The 17,499-nt window shown below is 43.6% G+C and carries 15 protein-coding genes; 3 read left to right on the top strand and 12 right to left on the bottom strand.

All coding sequences use genetic code 11. The features are described from left to right. Positions 1 to 59 precede the first annotated feature (59 nt). Positions 60 to 1,052 carry an ABC transporter substrate-binding protein gene (locus tag J699_RS12610; protein WP_032867051.1) on the bottom strand — a complete coding sequence of 331 codons (993 nt, stop codon included), beginning with the start codon at positions 1,050 to 1,052 and terminating at the stop codon, positions 60 to 62. Between the two features lie 427 nt (positions 1,053 to 1,479). After that, positions 1,480 to 1,935, bottom strand: a complete 456-nt coding sequence (locus J699_RS12615) for a hypothetical protein (protein WP_032867048.1) — start codon at positions 1,933 to 1,935, stop codon at positions 1,480 to 1,482. Positions 1,936 to 2,269: 334 nt separating this feature from the next. Here J699_RS12615 and J699_RS12620 point away from each other — a divergent pair, with 334 nt between their 5' ends. Beyond that, positions 2,270 to 3,283 carry an isopenicillin N synthase family dioxygenase gene (locus tag J699_RS12620; protein ID WP_032867046.1) on the top strand — a complete coding sequence of 338 codons (1,014 nt, stop codon included), beginning with the start codon at positions 2,270 to 2,272 and terminating at the stop codon, positions 3,281 to 3,283. A 59-nt stretch (positions 3,284 to 3,342) separates the two neighbouring features. Here the strand turns inward: J699_RS12620 and J699_RS12625 are convergent, their stop codons facing one another. The 3 genes from J699_RS12625 to alc all read right to left on the bottom strand — a co-directional run bounded on the left by J699_RS12625 (position 3,343) and on the right by alc (position 6,090). Further along, entirely contained in the window at positions 3,343 to 4,110 is a 768-nt protein-coding gene (locus J699_RS12625; protein WP_032867043.1) for a hypothetical protein, read from the bottom strand. Positions 4,111 to 4,259: 149 nt separating this feature from the next. After that, positions 4,260 to 4,796, bottom strand: coding sequence for an ureidoglycolate lyase (locus J699_RS12630; RefSeq protein WP_032867041.1), 537 nt, complete (start codon positions 4,794 to 4,796; stop codon positions 4,260 to 4,262). 289 nt (positions 4,797 to 5,085) lie between these two features. Continuing rightward, entirely contained in the window at positions 5,086 to 6,090 is a 1,005-nt protein-coding gene (gene alc / locus J699_RS12635; RefSeq protein ID WP_032882771.1) for an allantoicase, read from the bottom strand. A 164-nt stretch (positions 6,091 to 6,254) separates the two neighbouring features. On the opposite strand from alc, the gene J699_RS12640 reads away from it, so the two are divergent. Beyond that, complete coding sequence (locus J699_RS12640; protein ID WP_009509224.1) at positions 6,255 to 6,971, top strand: FadR/GntR family transcriptional regulator; 717 nt, start codon at positions 6,255 to 6,257, stop codon at positions 6,969 to 6,971. A gap of 182 nt (positions 6,972 to 7,153) precedes the next feature. Continuing rightward, positions 7,154 to 8,311 (top strand): FAD-dependent urate hydroxylase HpxO, encoded by a 1,158-nt coding sequence (gene hpxO / locus J699_RS12645; protein WP_032867037.1) that lies wholly within the window; start codon positions 7,154 to 7,156, stop codon positions 8,309 to 8,311. Positions 8,312 to 8,425: 114 nt separating this feature from the next. On the opposite strand, the gene J699_RS12650 is transcribed toward hpxO, so the two are convergent. The 7 genes from J699_RS12650 to J699_RS12680 all read right to left on the bottom strand — a co-directional run bounded on the left by J699_RS12650 (position 8,426) and on the right by J699_RS12680 (position 17,479). Continuing rightward, positions 8,426 to 9,709, bottom strand: a complete 1,284-nt coding sequence (locus tag J699_RS12650) for an OprD family outer membrane porin (RefSeq protein WP_032867036.1) — start codon at positions 9,707 to 9,709, stop codon at positions 8,426 to 8,428. A gap of 177 nt (positions 9,710 to 9,886) precedes the next feature. Then, positions 9,887 to 11,260, bottom strand: a complete 1,374-nt coding sequence (locus J699_RS12655) for a nucleobase:cation symporter-2 family protein (protein WP_032867034.1) — start codon at positions 11,258 to 11,260, stop codon at positions 9,887 to 9,889. A 49-nt stretch (positions 11,261 to 11,309) separates the two neighbouring features. Beyond that, complete coding sequence (gene uraH, locus J699_RS12660; RefSeq protein ID WP_032867032.1) at positions 11,310 to 11,645, bottom strand: hydroxyisourate hydrolase; 336 nt, start codon at positions 11,643 to 11,645, stop codon at positions 11,310 to 11,312. After that, positions 11,645 to 12,145, bottom strand: a complete 501-nt coding sequence (uraD, locus tag J699_RS12665) for a 2-oxo-4-hydroxy-4-carboxy-5-ureidoimidazoline decarboxylase (protein WP_032867030.1) — start codon at positions 12,143 to 12,145, stop codon at positions 11,645 to 11,647. Before uraD ends, uraH begins: the two co-directional genes overlap by 1 nt. A gap of 185 nt (positions 12,146 to 12,330) precedes the next feature. After that, entirely contained in the window at positions 12,331 to 14,754 is a 2,424-nt protein-coding gene (locus J699_RS12670) for a glucose/quinate/shikimate family membrane-bound PQQ-dependent dehydrogenase (protein WP_032867028.1), read from the bottom strand. A 16-nt stretch (positions 14,755 to 14,770) separates the two neighbouring features. Further along, positions 14,771 to 16,000, bottom strand: coding sequence for a carbohydrate porin (locus J699_RS12675; protein ID WP_032867026.1), 1,230 nt, complete (start codon positions 15,998 to 16,000; stop codon positions 14,771 to 14,773). A gap of 18 nt (positions 16,001 to 16,018) precedes the next feature. Next, positions 16,019 to 17,479 carry a right-handed parallel beta-helix repeat-containing protein gene (locus tag J699_RS12680; protein ID WP_032867024.1) on the bottom strand — a complete coding sequence of 487 codons (1,461 nt, stop codon included), beginning with the start codon at positions 17,477 to 17,479 and terminating at the stop codon, positions 16,019 to 16,021. Positions 17,480 to 17,499: the final 20 nt, after the last annotated feature.

Below are 17,499 nucleotides of genomic sequence, written 5' to 3'. Positions count from 1 at the left end.
GAGTGCCCTATTTTGTTCACCCTTTCACCCTGACTTACTTCTCAGGCAAGTATCTAAGATTATTTGGCTGCTTTAACAAACTGAGTGGTATAAGCGGCTTTCCAATTGGTTTGGGCTTTGAGTAAACCTGCATTCACCATAAAATCTCGGGTTGCTTTCCAACGTGCATCCGTCATGACGCCAATGCCTTGGGTCTTGGCATCTCCACCATCAATCAACTTCAATTTGCGCATTTGCCCGACTGCAAAAGCCAGTAGTTCATCATTCATATTCGGGTTTTCTTTTTTAATGATGCTATTGCCCAAACGTGGATCGGCTAAGTAGTTTTTCCATCCCTCCATCGATGCCTGAACAAAACGGCGTAGTACCTCTGGTTTGTTTTGGATCACATCATTACGGGTAACTAAAATGCCGCCATAGGCTGGATAACCCGCATCAGCAAATAAAAAGAAATGACTCGAAGGTTCTGCTTTTTTGGCCTGAAAAACCTCAGATGTGGCATAGGCTTGCTGGACTACATTTTTGCCTGCTAAAAAAGGCTGCATATTGAAGGTATACGGGCGAGCTTGTGCTACATCTAATTTATATTTGCCTTTTAACCAAGGCCACCAGCTTGCTTGTCCACTGGTCGAGACCAGAATGGTTTTGCCTTTCAGATCGGCCAAAGACTTTACATCGCTATGGGTTAGTACACCTTGCGGATCAAACTGGAATGGTGCTGCCACCGCTTTGATGGGAAAGTTGCTTTCGATGCCTTTTAAGACCTGTAGATCATAATTAATAATAATATCGGCTCGCTTGGACAATAATAAGCTCATGTTATTGACTTGTGGCCCGCCGATTTTGATATCGACATCAAGTCCGTATTTTTTATAAATTCCCTGTGCCAGTGCCTGATAATATCCACCTTGCTCGGCTTGCGCATACCATGTGGTTTGTAAAACAAGTTTATCGGCTGCAAAACTAGTTGAGCTGATAACTGTGCCTAGTCCCAATAACGCGCCCGCAATTACAGTACGTCGCCCTTTGCCTACATAGTGCTGAATATTCATAAATAAGACCCCTAAATCTGTATGGATTCATCTTGCTATTCTTTTTAGGGGGGTAATCAATGTATAAGCTACACATTTCTCTCAAAGCCAAATCAATTGGCTTTGTCCCCGAAAGAGGAACAGCAAACGCTGTAGAGCAATGTCCCGTATGTTTGCCATACTGACCGCTTATACTCAATCATGATTTAGCAAGCTCTGTGCCAAGATTGATTTCACCTTGTTTTTGTTGGTAATTCTCTAGGTCGGATTTATTTTTAATTGTTCTAAGATGAATAGACTGTATTGAGTCTTTGGTGTTGAGTGCAGTTTAATAGTGCATTCAGTACGTGCAGTTGCACCTTAAATGAACTACCTACTGCACAAATGGATGTTTTAAATAGCCATGTTGCATATCAACAATTGTTCTGAAACAGGGTAAAAGTTGCCATCAAGTTCCCGACACACATTCCTCGAAGTATCCATCAATCGTCACTATAGCGGGTAAAAAATCCAAATGTTGTGATGACTCAAAGATAATCATTATATTGATCCGATTATCTTCACCACCAAAATAGTTTTCATCGGAAACCTCTATTTCACAAGGGGAAAGATACTGCCAGATATGATGCACATCAGAACCAAAGTCGCTTGGAAGAAGTTCACAATCCTCAAAAACATCAACCATTGCCTTACTTGCCAATGCCTTGATGGACGCGATATCAGAAAGCAAACGAGCCATTGCTGCAATCTGCGCATCTGTTGGACCATCACGCTTTGCTCGAACAATAACCCTAAGCATCCCTTCAAATGCCCCAAGTTCAACTTCTCCCAGCCAATGTGCACTGCCATATTTCAATCTTCCAAATGGTGGACAATTCACTGTATGCCGATTAAATACGCTCATTACTGTCCTTTCTTGCAGATAGCTTAACCATTGAATTAATTTTACGCAGTGTGAATTAAACCATTCAACATAGCTCAAAATTCAGGCCGATTTTAACATCATTGTATTTCACTTTATAAACTGGCACAAAAACTGCTTCATCCTTTATGTCAGAGTAGAAGCGTTCAGCATAGTCAGTCACATCGGCTGTTATGTGGGTCATTGCTCAGAAATCAGCTTAGGCTCTTCATCAGAACGATCTTTTGAAGGGAATGAAGCTTTTTTTTGAATGTGACCCCGTCTCTTTCAATTCATTTGATTGGGTCACGGTTTATCCAGAAGATGAGGTTGAAATATGAATAGCGCCAACATGTCTGCATTAGCGGAAAATGACTACAGCTTAGAAGAACTGCAAAAAGAAGCGCGTATGGGCGCTTTAGGTCAAGAGACCTTTGAACGTGAAGTTCGAGTGATTGATTTATCCAACTTTGAACAACGTAAATTTGAAATTGCCGAACAGCTTTGGGCAGCAGCAACGGATATTGGTTTTTTTCAGGTCTCGCATCATGGTATTCCACTTGAGCAAATCCAAACTGCATTTGACATGACACAACAGTTTTTTGCTCTACCTGAACCTGTCAAAGCGCGTTACCCGCTCAATCGCAATGGAGGTTGGGAAAGTAAGGCGCAGGTTCGTCCATCAACCAGTACCCCAGACCAGAAAGAATCCTACCAAATCACTCGCCCACGTATGGACGGACTTTATCCAACCGAGCAAGAGCTACCTGACTTTAAAAATACCATGCTTGAATTTGAACAGGCCTGCTGGCAAGTGGGTATGAAAATACTTTCCTGTTTCGCTTATAAACTGGGTTTTGCCGATAATTTCTTTACGCTGGCGCATGATCCGGAACAAGACAGCTATCAAAGTACTTTAAGAATGTTGCATTACTATGCCATTGATCCTGCTTTAAAAGATCAATTGGGGCTATGGCGTGCAGGCGCACATACCGATTTTGATTGTTTAACCTTGTTGTTTCAACGTAATGGTCAAGGTGGTCTGCAAGTGTGCCCAGGTAAAGATATGGAACAGCAACAATGGACCAGTATCGAACCACGAGATGATGTGATCACCTGTAATATTGGCGATATGCTGATGCGTTGGAGTGATGACCAATTACCTTCTAATTTCCATCGGGTCAAAAATCCGGAAGCAGATGAATATCAAGGGCCGCGTTATAGTCTGGCATTCTTCTGCCAAGCCAATGAAGATGTGCTGATTGAAAGTCCACAACAGAAATATCCAGCAATTACAGCGAAGGAATATTTAAAACAACGCATCAGTGCGAATTTTAAAGGGAAATATTAATCGTTGATTCCTTGTAGACAGAGGCAGATGGTCTCTGTCTACCATTAAAAATTATCGATTTATTTTTTCCGTGATCTCTTCTTGGTTCTTTTAGGTACCACTTTTTGGGGAACAATAATTTTTCCAGTGCCTAATCCTCGGAAAAAATAGTTAACAAGATAAATAAATAAAAAACCAAAATAAAAAAATGGGAATATAGTAAAGACACTAAACATACTTTCCCAAAAAAGTACACCAATCCGATAATTATAACCTAACTGGATAAGTGCACCTCTACGACTACCATCCTGAAAGGAGATATTTTCCAAAAGAAAATGGCCCATCCCCATGATAAAGCAGAATAAAAATATCCCTGAAACAATCGTTTTTTTAATCCATGGCTTCTCCAGCCACGGATATTTCTTCGATGCCTCAAACTCAGCCTGAAAAAACTTACTATAAATTTTTTCCTGAAACGCCTTGTTCATGCCTACTTTCTTAATAAATAACAGGCACATGTAACAGCCCGCGACAAAAGTTAAAATAGTACAATAAATACTTGAAAGAATAGTAAAAAATGGCAATGGACCTTTAGTCCCCACCGTAATCAACATCTGCTCTGTAATATAACGATAAATCTCATACTGCCACTGATTGCGTGGATATGCTGGAAATAAAAATAAGGGTAAAACAAATAAGATAATCCAAAAAGCAATCTGTAATTTCGCTTTTCTTTTTACTTTAGCTTGTTGTTCAAGCGCCAAACGTCTTTGTTCTAATTTTTCTTGCTTCTTTTGCTTTGTGTGCTGCTCAAGCAATTCTCTTGCTACATAACGTTTTGTTGACATAGAAAATCAATATTTATGTTTTATATAAAAATCTTAATTAGAAAATAATAAAGATACGCGAATATTCTTACGATCAAGAATTCTAGATTAAAATGAACAACCTTCCAATATTTTAAAGTACATATCTTCTTTTTATAAAACTTGTACAGTCAGAGATTGACGATCTCTGACTGTACTAAAGCTTCAGTGATCCAGCGAACCTGAGATAAATGGTGGACATCACAATTACTGCCGCCACCAATCCGATCAACCACGAGAAAATCACTATTGGCTTCCAAAGTAATTAAAGGATGGTGCCATACCCCTTGATGATAAGTAATTCCCTGTTGTCCGTTACTCATAAATGCATAAATCCTTTGTTCATCGGGACGATCCTGATCCAAAGGCAGTGCCACAACAATAATAAATTTCTGCTGCTGTAAAGGAATAAAGGACTGTGAACCATAAGGATGTCGTTCCAGCATCTCAATTTGAAATGGAATCTGAGTTGCAAATAAATTGTGAAAAATGCTCATCCCAACAGCAACATGATCACCTGAAATTTGTGCCAGTGATAAGGCGTGATAACGCTCAGTGAGTCCCTGATTAATCGGGATAAAGTCTTTGCCGCTCTTTTCAATGACCTCACCAAAAGCAGCAAAACTGTCCTGAGTTAAAGGCTGGATTACAATAGTTTTCTCACACATAGCCATTCTCTTTAATACAAAGAAATATCAGCTCAAATCTCACTTATCTAAATGAAAATTATAGTAATATTTCACTATCGTGGTTGGCGGCATGGATGCCGCCTGTTTGGCTGTGGTATCAAGGACGTACCATCAGCCAATGAGCAGCGGTAAAGCTGCGAAAGATTTTTGCCTTACGCTGTTTCACAGCTCATCATCCTTGAAAAGTAAGATAACACCTATATAAAAATCAGCTTATAAACAGCCAATTTATGAGATCGTACAATCGTACTAAATAATATAATTTAACTTATTCAACTACTTTTCCCCATAAACGAATCCGGCTAATCCCACCATCGGGAATCATATTGACGCGGATATAGTTCACTTTTTGATGTTGCAGTACTTCTGCAACATATTCATGAATATGGTCCATGGTCAAAGGCTGCTGTTCCAATAGAAATGGCCAGAACATACTTTGCGGAATCAGTTGTGCATCGGTTGCATTTTCAATATAAGCGGCTTGAATCGAACAAAATGCGGGGAAATTGCCTTTAAAAAATGCGGTATCGACTTCAATTTTTTCAACGAATCCAGATTGTCCCAAAGCAATAATGCACCAGTCAAAACCTGGCGCACGGCGACGTTTTGTTTCCCAACCATCGCCCATATTTAGCCCACGATCCGGACTGAGCAAATTATTCGGATGACCAAAATGCGCATCGCTAAAGGCCACAATACGCCCGCCATTTTTTAAACCAATCAAGTCCATCTGCCGGGTTGTATCGACATGTTCGAGCAGCACACGGCCATACGCTCTTAAACGTGCAATCCCACCATCAGGGAAAATATTAATGCGAATATGCGTGATTTTCTGTGCTGAGCAATCAAAGAAATGATGCTGATCCGGAGATAAAACCGAGTTTTCTAATAAAGCAGTCCAGCTGATCCCTTCCAATTGATTATCTGGTGCATAGCAGCCCTCAATAGAAGCAGATGCCGGATAATTGCCTGTAAAGAATGAGGTATCAATATCAAATCCAGATACAATCCCCGTTACACCTAAACGAACAATACACCAGTCATAGCCAGACTCACGCTTACGGCGGGTCTCCCAACCATCCATCCATTTACCGTGATCATCATATTTTCCTTCAATGAATTGAGCGGGTGCACTTTGCAACATTCTTGCAGCTTCTGCAAAAAACTCATCGGAACAACTCACAATATTTGCACCAATTCTGGCATCAGCGAGATTGGTTAATGCTTGCAAATGGGTCGGTAAAGCTACGGTTTTAGCAACATGCACTGTCATTGATCGTTCCTGAAGGTTTAATTTCTATTCTATTATGCAAAATCCAGTCCAACTGGTCTGACCTGTTGTTAAAAATATAGCGATTTTTGATCGACAGCACCAACAAAAAGATGAATTTTGTGTAGAATCAAACTGTTTATTTTGATCTTTAAGGCGTGTTGCTTATGAGTCCACAAGCTCTGCTCAATGGAAAATCATCTCAGGTGACTGAGCAAGCGGTGGAAGTAATTCATCAACGCATTCAACAGAATACCTATCCTGTCGGTTCTGCCTTACCCTCACAACGTGATCTTGCCCTCCAGTTGGGCATCAGCCGTGCTTCGTTACGCGAGGCCCTCACCCGTCTTGCCGCTTTAGGATTATTGGAAATCAAGGCGGGTAAAGGGGTTTATGTGATTTCACAACATAGTCAGGCCGCCGAACAATGGGACGGCGAACACCGTGTTTCTCTCAAGGATTTCTATCAATTACGCTACGTACTGGAAGGTTTTTGTGCGCTGTTGGCCTGCGAATATTTAACTGAACAGGATAAGTCGACCTTACAGCAACATTACCAGTCACTAGCCTCTGCAATTCAGGCACAGAACTGGCAGGCCGCCTCTGAGGCAGATTATGCCTTTCATCAGCATATTATTGAACTTAGTCATAATCAGTCGATTATTCAAACACTTAAGATGCATACCGAATGGATTAAAAAAAGCCAGATCCTGCCTTTTGTCCAGCCGAATCTGGCATTTAAAACCATTCAGGAACATGAATTCATTCTGCAAGCCTTATTTAATCAGGATGCAGCTGCGGCTGAAAAAGCCATGCAAGCGCATATTATTGGTGCTGCGCAACGTGCGGGTGTGTACTTTGCTCGGCATAACAGCTCAATCTAAGTATGAAAATTAAATCTGCACCACTTTGCCCCATGCCTTGAACCATATCCATGCAGCCTTCCCTTTTATGCTTTTTAATAAAGCAAACCATCTGGTATGACCAGTAAAACCAGTTGATAAAATTGGCACACTTCTCGCTTAGAACTGTTTAGAAACTTATTTATATCTTTAGGGTCTGAACGATGAATATTGCGATTGTAGGTGCAGGTATGGGCGGTTTGACTGCTGGTATCGCGTTAAAAAAATTTGGACATCAAGTCACGATCTATGAACAGGCAGCCGAAATATTACCTGTCGGTGCAGCCATTTCACTTTGGTCAAATGGAGTCAAGTGCCTGAATTATCTAGGCCTAACCGATCAAATTAAGGCTCTCGGCGGGCAAATGGAGTCTTTGGCCTATGTCGATGGACTGAGCCAACAAACCATGACTCAATTTAGCTTATCTCCTTTATATAAAGAAGTCGGGCAACGTGCCTATCCGGTCGCCCGGGCCGATCTACAACATTTATTAATGCAGCAATTTGGTCTGGCAGATATCAAACTGGGCATGAAAATGACGGCGATTGAAAGCCATCAAGATGAGGTCACCATTCATTTTCAGGATGGCTCACAAGTTCGGGCTGATTTACTGATTGGTGCAGATGGTACACATTCTCTCACCCGACAATTTGTACTGGGCTATCAAGTCGAACGCCGCTATGCGGGTTATGTCAATTGGAACGGTCTGGTTAATATTGATGAAGCCATTGCGCCTGCCATGCAATGGACCACTTATATCGGCGAAGGCAAACGTGTGTCACTGATGCCGGTGGCCCAAAATCGTTTTTATTTCTTCTTTGATGTCCCCTTAGAGGCAGGACTGGAAAATCGACGTGAATACTATAAGCAAGATCTCAAAACTCATTTTAGCGGCTGGTGTGAACCTGTACAAAAACTGATTGAACATTTAGATGAGCAAAAAACCAATCGTGTCGAAATCCATGATATTGAACCTTTTATGGACTTTTACAAAGGACGTGTGGTGCTGTTAGGTGATGCAGCACATAGCACCACACCAGATATTGGCCAAGGTGGCTGCCAGGCCATGGAAGATGCGATATATCTCGCCCGTGCCTTGCAAATCAATACCTTCGGTCTGGAAGATGCTTTGGCGCGTTATCAAAACAAACGTAATGAACGTACACGAGAAATGGTCTTGAGAGCACGTAAACGTTGTGATGTCACCCATATGAAAGATCCTCAGGTGACTGAAGAATGGTATCAATCGCTCTATCAGGAGCAAGGGTCACACATCATGCAAGGCATCATCAGTAATATTATCGGTAATCCACTGGATTAAGTCTTTTTGTTTTTAACTCCCCCCCTTTCTAGGGGGCTTTTTTTCGTCTTATGTTGCAGTCCACAAAAAATGCATATCCCGACGAGAATATGCATTCGATGTTGAACTCATTGCTTAAAATTTATAACTCAGTGTCAAACGGTTCTGCAAGAAGTTCTTGTCATAACGTGGGGAAGTCTGAATCCCTGCAAAATTACTGATACTGAAACCTTTTAGCGCCCCTGTAAAATTATAAATACCGAATAGCATATATTCAGATTGGTTTCGGCTGACCACATGCTCTGCTTCCTTTAAATCCATAAATGAATAACGTGCCCCTGCAATCACTTGATCTGTTAGTTTACCCTCTAAGGACAACATCAAAGCATTGCCCGCACCTAAATCCTGAGTACTGGTAAAAAAAGGCTGGGCAAAAATTTCACCTGAAGAGGTTTTGGCGGCATACGGCGTTAACAGTGCACCATTCAGATAACTTTCACGATCTGGTTTAATATAGTTATATGCAACTTTTAAAGTGGCTACAGGCAAGACCTTAACTGCTGCCTGTGCACCAAAAATCTGGCTGTTCACCTCACCTGCCAGTGCTTTGCCCTGATCTTTGCCAGACATATATTGCAGTGAAAACTCAGGGGCATATTTAAGTTTTGGCATTGCCAGATCCGCTTGTGTATAAATCAGACGGGTATAATCATCATAACTTTGATACCACAACTGGGTTTTTAAGCTTCGATCGTCGGCTAAGTGAAAACGTTTCCCAACACCCACTGACCAAACCCCATCGGTTTGCAGATTCGAGTTCTGACGAGCGCTTTTTGTAAACTCATCTTCGCCATAACTTTTATATTTATTGACTTTGGTCAGGCGCAAGAAATCGTTATTGTCTCCGAACTGGACATCGGCGGCCTGATATAAAAACATCAAGACACGGCGGTCTGCATAATCCCCCATAAACGGTAAATTGAGACGCTGATTCCCGACGGTCACCCGAGCCAAATCATTTTTCCATGTCAGATAGGCTTCTGCTAAACCATCACCATCTTCCTTGAGTTCATCGACTTCAGCCTTATAATCTTTCTCATCTAAACGTCGCTGAATATCATAGCCAATTCCTGCCTGCACCCCATAAAAAGGCGCTGTTTCGTATTTGATATAGCCACCGATGACAGCCGTATCCTGATTCAGATTATCCACAAAATAAGCATTATTGAGTGAGTAATAGGTTGATTTCACTGCACCATGCAGGCTGCCACAGGCAAAAGCCGCAGCCAGTTGATCGTTCACCTGACAATCCTGTTGCAGGTTCAATAGATGATTCAGGCTGGTATCCGTTGCCCACGCCTGTATGGCTGGGCTCATCACGAGCACGAGTATGGCTGATTTTAATTTAAAACTTCTCATAAAATTCCCCGTAAGATTTGATTTAAAAAATCACTTTTGGCTTTTAAAAATCCTGTTTCTGGCTTTTTCAAGACAAAAACTCCCCTTGACCTATTCAAGCTTGAATAAGCAACTTTGAATAATGTGCAGGTAAAAAGCGGGATTCAGACTAAATATTCGACCCTGAACCCGCGATGATCAATGCCCTGAATTTACAGGCAAGCTTGCTACTTCCACTGTTTTTTTAGTGAACGGTAAATGGTTAAAAATGATGTTGAGTAAGATAGCGGTAATACAGGCTGAGCTAATACCTGAATGCAATAAGGTTTTTACCCATGTTGGAAATTGTGCATAGAATTCCTGATTGACGATAGGAATCATGCCGATAGCCAGTGAAGTGGCCACAATAATCAGATTCTTATGATCGTTATAATCCACTTTGGCTAAGGTACGTATACCACTGGCGGCAACCGTACCGAATAACACGATGCCAGCACCACCTAAAACGGGCATTGGAATTGATGCCACCAGCCGCCCCACGATGGGCAATAAGCCGAGGATAATCAAGATTCCTCCTGCAGTCGCCACCACAAAACGGCTTTTAATGCCCGTCATGGCAACCAGCCCGACATTTTGGGCAAAAGCTGTTTGCATGAATGAACCAAAGATCGGAGAAATGGCGCTCGATAACATATCGGCACGTAAACCGTCGCCTATACGTTTCGAATCAACCTTGCTTCCAACAATTTCACCGATGGCAATAATATCGGCGGTGGTTTCGGTCATAATCACCAAAGTCACAATCGTCATGGAAAGAATGGCAGAAAACTCAAATACAGGCGAACCAAAATGGAAGAAACTTGGAAATGCAAAAACCGGACCTGTACTGACCTTTGAAAAATCGGTAAATCCTGCCGCATAGGCGAGCACAGTACCTAGAATAATGGCAACCAGAATCGCGAGCCGACGGAGCATCTGACTACGCAACATGCTGAAGATAATCACAATCGCCAGCGTCATCACCGCCAGACCGACATTAGCCGGATCGCCCCAGTTCTCAGCTTTGGGATTACCCCCCATAATCCAGCGGATCGCCACAGGCAGCAGTGAAATACCAATCATGGTAATCACACAACCGGTTACGACGGGTGGAAAAAAGCGGATGATTTTGGCGAAAAATGGTGTCAGCAATAAACCAATGAGGGAAGCAACGATTACGGCACCAAAGGCAGAGGCTAACCCGCCACCGGTGCTGACAATTGCCAGAATGGTCGCAACACCTGCAAAAGAAACGCCTTGAACAATCGGTAATTTTGCTCCGAAATGCTTGAGACCCAGGGTTTGCAACACCGTCGCCAAGCCCCCTACAAACAAGGCAGCAGCCACCAGCAATCCAATTTCTGAAGCCTCCAGTCCTGCAGCAGCTCCAATAATCAATGGGGGTGCAATAATTCCACCATACATCGTCAACACATGCTGCAAACCATATAAAATGTTTTTATTCATGCCTAAATATTGATGTTCTGCCGAGATCAGCGCCTCTCGTTCTGTAGATGTGTTGTCTTGATGCATGGTTAATTCCTCAAATTAGATTCATAAGGTCCACATTGTTTAAGTTGATTTAGCTACCGCGATAAGTTGAATAGGAAAATGGACTGATCAATAAAGGCACGTGGTAATGCTGTTGCGTATCAGTGACCTTAAAATCGATACAGACGCTTGGATAGAAACTGGCTGTGTTCAAAGTCTGAAAATAATCCCCTACTTCAAAAATCAACTGATAATTGGCTGGGATAAATGCTTCGACCCTGAAAGCAGGAATACGGCCATCCGAATCCGTCAACTGTTTATCCTGCAAAACATATTGATGATTGATTTCCTGATAGAGTTTCACCAATACCTGAGGTGCTGGCTGCCCCAGTGCTGCATTTAAAATATGTGTGCTGATCCCCGCCATTATTGAATCTCCTGTTCTAAACGAATCAAGGCAATTTCAGCCAACTGTTGTTTTACTTCGACTTGCTCTTGTTCGACCGTATTGAGTAAGCGACGTTGCAATTCGGACAAGATTTGCTGACCAGAGCGGCCCGCCGCACGGATCAGAAAAATATGCCCAAATTTGTGCTCGTAATCTAAATTGCCCTGATATAGCGCCAGTTGCAGCACAGCATCCGTTTCAACCTGAGCTTGTTCAAGTTGGGAAAAATGCTGCTCTTTCTCAGACAAAACTGCTGCTGCTTTTTTCTCGCCAATGCGGGGATGTTGCGCCAAAGCTACAGAAATTTCAGGCCAGGACCATGCCTGCGCTTGTGTCACTGCAGCCTGATAAAGTTGCTCTTTAGCTGGATAAGGACGTTGCTGTAGCAGTTCAGCAATCCAGTCCGGGATATGCACACAGGCCTGTAAAACACCTGCTGCTCTCTCTGGATCGAGTTGATTAAATGTTTCAAGTTGCATCGCTGCTCCAATTTAAGGCATTGTCTGACTGGTCAGACCAGATATCCTAAATAAAGCAATGAATATGCCAATTATGCTGTGTGAAGCTTTCAATAGCATTTGTTAAAAAATGATCTGGATATCTAAATGAAAAACGGCAATCACCGAGGATTGCCGTTTTTTTATTACTATCGATTAAAAAAGCTTTAGTTCAGGCTATACGCAATCACATAGTCTCCATGATCAGGCGATTGACGCGCACCACCTGCAGTAATCAGCACATACTGCTTACCTGATTTCGGTGACACATAGCTGATCGGTGTACCTTGGCTACCGACAGGTAAACGCGCTTTCCAAAGCTCTTTGCCCGAAGATGAATCCAGTGCACGCAAGTAATAATCTTGAGTCGCCGCAAAGAATACCAAACCACCTTGAGTTGCCATTGGACCGCCAATGGTTGGCATACCAATTGGAACAGGCAGGCCCATTTTGATTCCCATCGGGCCAGTATCTTCTACCGTTCCCATTGGCACTTGCCATGCAACCTGACGCGTTTTCATATCTACTGCAGTAATGGTGCCATACGGCGGTTTTTGGCAAGGAATCATCAATTTCGACCAGAAGCGGTCTTTATTGACTTTGTATGGGGTTCCTTTCATTGGTACGGCGCCCATACCGGTATTCACTTTTTCACCACCATTGGCCTGAACTGCCAGATCTTCCGGCGTCTGTTTAATTAACTGAATCCATAAGCCCAAACGCATGTCATTGACGAACATATATTGATGGCTTGGATCAAAGGCAATACTGCCCCAGTTCATACCGCCTAGAGAACCCGGGAAGCTCAATGATTTATCGGTACCCGGTGCAGTGAATAAACCTTCATAACGCATCGATTTAAAGTTAATACGACACATGAGCTGGTCAAATGGTGTGGCGCCCCACATATCAGATTCCGTTATGGTCTGATTACCAATCTGCGGCATTTCGACTGAACGTGGCTGTGTTGGGCTGTATTGTTCCCCCGGAATATCCGCAGGTTTCACCGCTTGCTCAACCACCTTGGTTAATGGCTGCCCGGTTACACGATCCAGTACAAAGAACTGGCCGGATTTGGTTCCAATTACCACAGCAGGTTTGTTGCTGCCATCCTTCATCGGGAAATCGACCAGACTAGGCTGCATTGGCAAATCAAAATCCCATAAATCATTATGAACTGTTTGATAGACCCACTTTTCCTGACCTGTGGTCGCATCTAAAGCCAGTACGGATGAGTTGTATTTGTGATCCAGTGGTTGACGGTTACCGCCCCATACATCGACAGATGAGCTACCCATTGGCAAAAATACCGTGTTCATCTGCGGATCATAAGACATCGCTGCCCAAGAGTTGGCAGAACTACGTTTATAGGTTTCTCCATCCTTCAACACATAGTTTGGATCAGGATTGCGTGGATCAAAGGCCCAACGTAATTCACCTGTAATCACATCGTATGCACGAATTACACCACCAGGCATATCTGCTGCAAAATTATCGGCAATACGGCTACCGACGACAATTACCGTACCCGCAATGGTTGGTGCTGAAGTCACTTCAAAACGTGGTGCTGTGGTTCCCTCACCCAAGCCTTTGAGCAAGTCAACGGTGCCTTCTACCCCAAAGTCTTTACAACGTTCACCCGTATCTGCATTGACGGCAATTAAACGACCATCCGGTGTATTGGTATAGACACGACGTAAGCATGAAGTATTGTTTGCCACCGCTTTTACCGGTGTCGCTCCAGCCAGCGTCGGCTGAACCAGCGCTTGCGTTGAGTCAAAATAAGCTACACCACGGCAACGTTCCCATGCATCTGACTTGGAATTGACTTCTGCTTTCCAGAGTTGTTTACCGGAGTCCGCTGCCAAGGCAAAAATATTGTTATGCGGGGTACACAGGAAAATCTTGTTGCCGACTTGTAGCGGGGTCATCTGATCTTCTGCACCATTGCCTGAACCTGTGGTGAAATCACCGGTACGGAAACGCCAGACTTCTTTCAACTGATGCACATTATCACGTGTAATCTGATCCAGTGCCGCAAAACGGCTCCCCCCTGCATCCTGACCATAATGCTGCCAGTTGCTCTTCTTCATATCGGTTTTTACCGGGATTAGCGGTAATGCCTGACCCGACGCAGTGACGGTTGGATGTGGCTGGAACATCTGATAAAGACCTATCACCATACCAATCACTGTCAATATTCCAAGACCATAAGCAGGTAAATCCGCACTCGGTTGAAATTGATAACGACGAATGGCAGGTAAAGTAAACATCAGGGCCGCAAATAAGCCTGCTGGAAACATCAGTCGAGAAAATAAAGGCCAGAACTCCAGCCCTGCATCAAACAACGACCAGACGATTGTTCCCGCAAATACCAGGGTAAATAACCAGACACCGAGCGCTTTTTTCCTGAAAATATAAAGTGCAGCGATCAGCGTAAGGGCACCTGAAATCACGAAATACCATGATCCACCTAAAGTCGCCAGCTTTACCCCACCGACTGTAAAAAACAGTCCGGTCAGCAATAAAACCAGCCCCAGAATAAAACACCATATTTTCAGCATGGTATGCGAGCTTGAAGATTCAGACATCTGTCATACTCCTGTATTAGAAATTCAGCCCAACTGAAATACCGGCTACCCAGACATTATCACGAGACGGATTACCCCTTGGCTGATAAACATACTGGATATTGGGACGTAACATTACGGCTGGGGAATAGTTGTAAACATAGTTCAGTTCAACATTCATCTCATCATCACGATCATGATTGGCAAGGATCTGGTCGTTAAATTTATAACGCCCCACCCCGAAACCGATCTGGTCGGCCGGTCGTGATGGCAAGGCTCCCTTGTACCAGAAGGCGATTTGCTGGGTATCAGAAATATTGGCGGTTTTATCGTTGTTCCAGACCAGATTCACGGCGCCATATAAACCACCCTTTGAATCCGTGGCATTGCTGCTCAACTGTTGCTGGGTATTCAGCCAGATGGCCGACTTTGGATCTTGTCCTGCTTGTGCATCAACCCGGTCATAGCCATGACTACTCCAGAAACCGCCAACTTTATACTCGCCCGCCAAGCCGTTTAATTTGTTGGTTTTCCAAGCCAATTCGACTGGAATCAGGACACCTTTGGCCCGATCCGTAGACAGGTTGAAATTGGCATTGTCCTTCACTTCAGTATTTTCGGGATTATTTTCATAAACGCCCACACCAAAGGTCCATTCAGGCAGAAACTGGTATTTAACATTTACAGCCCAGCCACTCACCGGACCGTTATACCAGACGTCGCCCTGACTCTTGCCCACTTGGCCACCACATAAAATCAGACTCTGGAAATTACAGTGTGAGCCATTAAAGTCCTCGGACATGCCCATACGCCCAAGCTTAAACTGTAGGGTATTGTCCAGAAATCCTGTTTTAATCCATGCTTGCGTCAAGCGCCAGATATTGCCGCGCCCATAGATTTCCGTTGGACTACCGTTCATGCCAATATTGCTGGCAATATTACGTCCATCCCGTTTGGTCACGGTGAGAGCGGCTGTCGTGTTGGGTAATCCCGCAATTTTAGCCAAATCAAAATTTGCACCCAATGCCACCTGATTGGCATTTTTGGTGGGATGATGGTCCAGACCGTCCAGCACTGTTGCTGTCTGGTTCATGACATTGAGGTTAAATTTATAGCCCTCTTTTTCCAGTTGCTGGCGCTGGCCATTCCAGTCGCCGAGGAGCCATTGACGATCCTGTGACCAGGGCTGATCCGCAAAAGCAGATTGAGCAGCACATAGCGCCACAGCCAGACAGCTCATCTTGAGCAAAAATGCATTCGAATTCATATTCAGCCTCCTTGCCGTTTATTTCAGTTTTACAGCTGAACTGAGTTCAGACGTTGCACCCAAACGATCCGTAATATTTGCTGTCACTGAAGCAACTTGTGCTGTTGGTTTCCAAGTCAGCGTCGCTATTCCTTGCGCATTGGTGGCAGCAATCGCCGAACCTAAATAAAACTCGGCTTCATTTGAATTTGCCGATGAGTTTCCAAAAAACTCGACCTGATAACGCTGGTTCGGCTGCGCTTTAACTTCGACTACAATTTGTCCTTTGGACAAGCTTAATTTCGGTGCCTGAATATTTTGGTTAGGTTGAGCATTACAGCCTTGCTCATTGGCCTGCTTGCAGGTCTTCTGCAAGTTTGCAGGATCAATCTTGACGCCATGACCGCGAGATCCTACAAAATGCGCATGTTCCAGTCCTGGAATGTCAAAAATAATCGCGCCGACACGTTGATTCGGTACGCAGCTGCCGCCTGCTTCACAACGTCTAATCTCTTTACCATTATTCCAGATTTGGTTTTTAGTCAATGTGATATGTGCATCGGCATCTTTCTCGGAACGAATGGCAATGCCAACCCGGTTGCCGTGTACCTTATTGCTGTCAAAAATGTTGCCATCACCCGTCAGGTTAAAACCGTTGGAGTTATTGGTCAGTTCGTTATAGGCAATGTAGTTGCGTTTGCCCCAGTTGATCTGTAGGCCATCCGAATAGTTTTCAAATTTATTGCCGACGACTGCATTGTCATTGCCCCACAAGATTTCAATCCCTTGTGATGGTTCAGGATTGGCTGCCGTAGAAATAAAATGGTTATTGGCAACCAAATTGAATGCTGCACCACGGGTCAGTTCAAGACCATCGCCATTGTCCTGAAAATAGTTATTCAATACTTTGTTGTTATTGGTGGTGGTCGCTGTTGGATTGCCCTTGCCATCGTCTCCAGTCAACATTACCCCTGCGCCGCCATAGTTATGCATGATGCGGTTATTTTGAATCAGGTTATTGCTGGCACGGTTCATTAAAATTCCAATACAGAAATGACGGATTTCCAAACCTTGGATGGTGACGCCATTGATGTCACGTAACACGATGCCCGGTAAAGTCGTGGTACGGACATTGGTTCCGAACTGCCCTTCAACTGCACCAGGACAGGCTTCAACACCCGTTCCTTTAATATAATTCGATCCATCGACTGCAATAAACTCCCCTGTTTTTGCCCATTGCGTTCCGATAATTTTTACCGGTGCTTTGATCTCAGGTAATGGACTGTTGACCTTAATGGCATAAGGCGCTTTGCCGACTGCCTGAATCAGAATCTCGCTGGCTTCAGTCGGCTTGCTGTTGGCTTGCTCAATTGCCCAGCGCAAAGAACCTTTATCCGCATCATCCTGATAACGATCAACAATATACGTTTCTGCTGCTGCCCAACCCGAAACTGCCATAGCGATGGCTAAAGTACTTAAACGTAAGTAAATTGTTTTCATGTCTAAACATCCTTTTTAAA

This window comes from Acinetobacter sp. 1000160 (genome assembly GCF_000588715.1).
Taxonomy (GTDB): Bacteria; Pseudomonadota; Gammaproteobacteria; order Pseudomonadales; family Moraxellaceae; genus Acinetobacter; species Acinetobacter courvalinii.
Note: the sequence above shows the minus strand (reverse complement) of the source record. Positions and strands in the feature narration are given on the sequence as shown.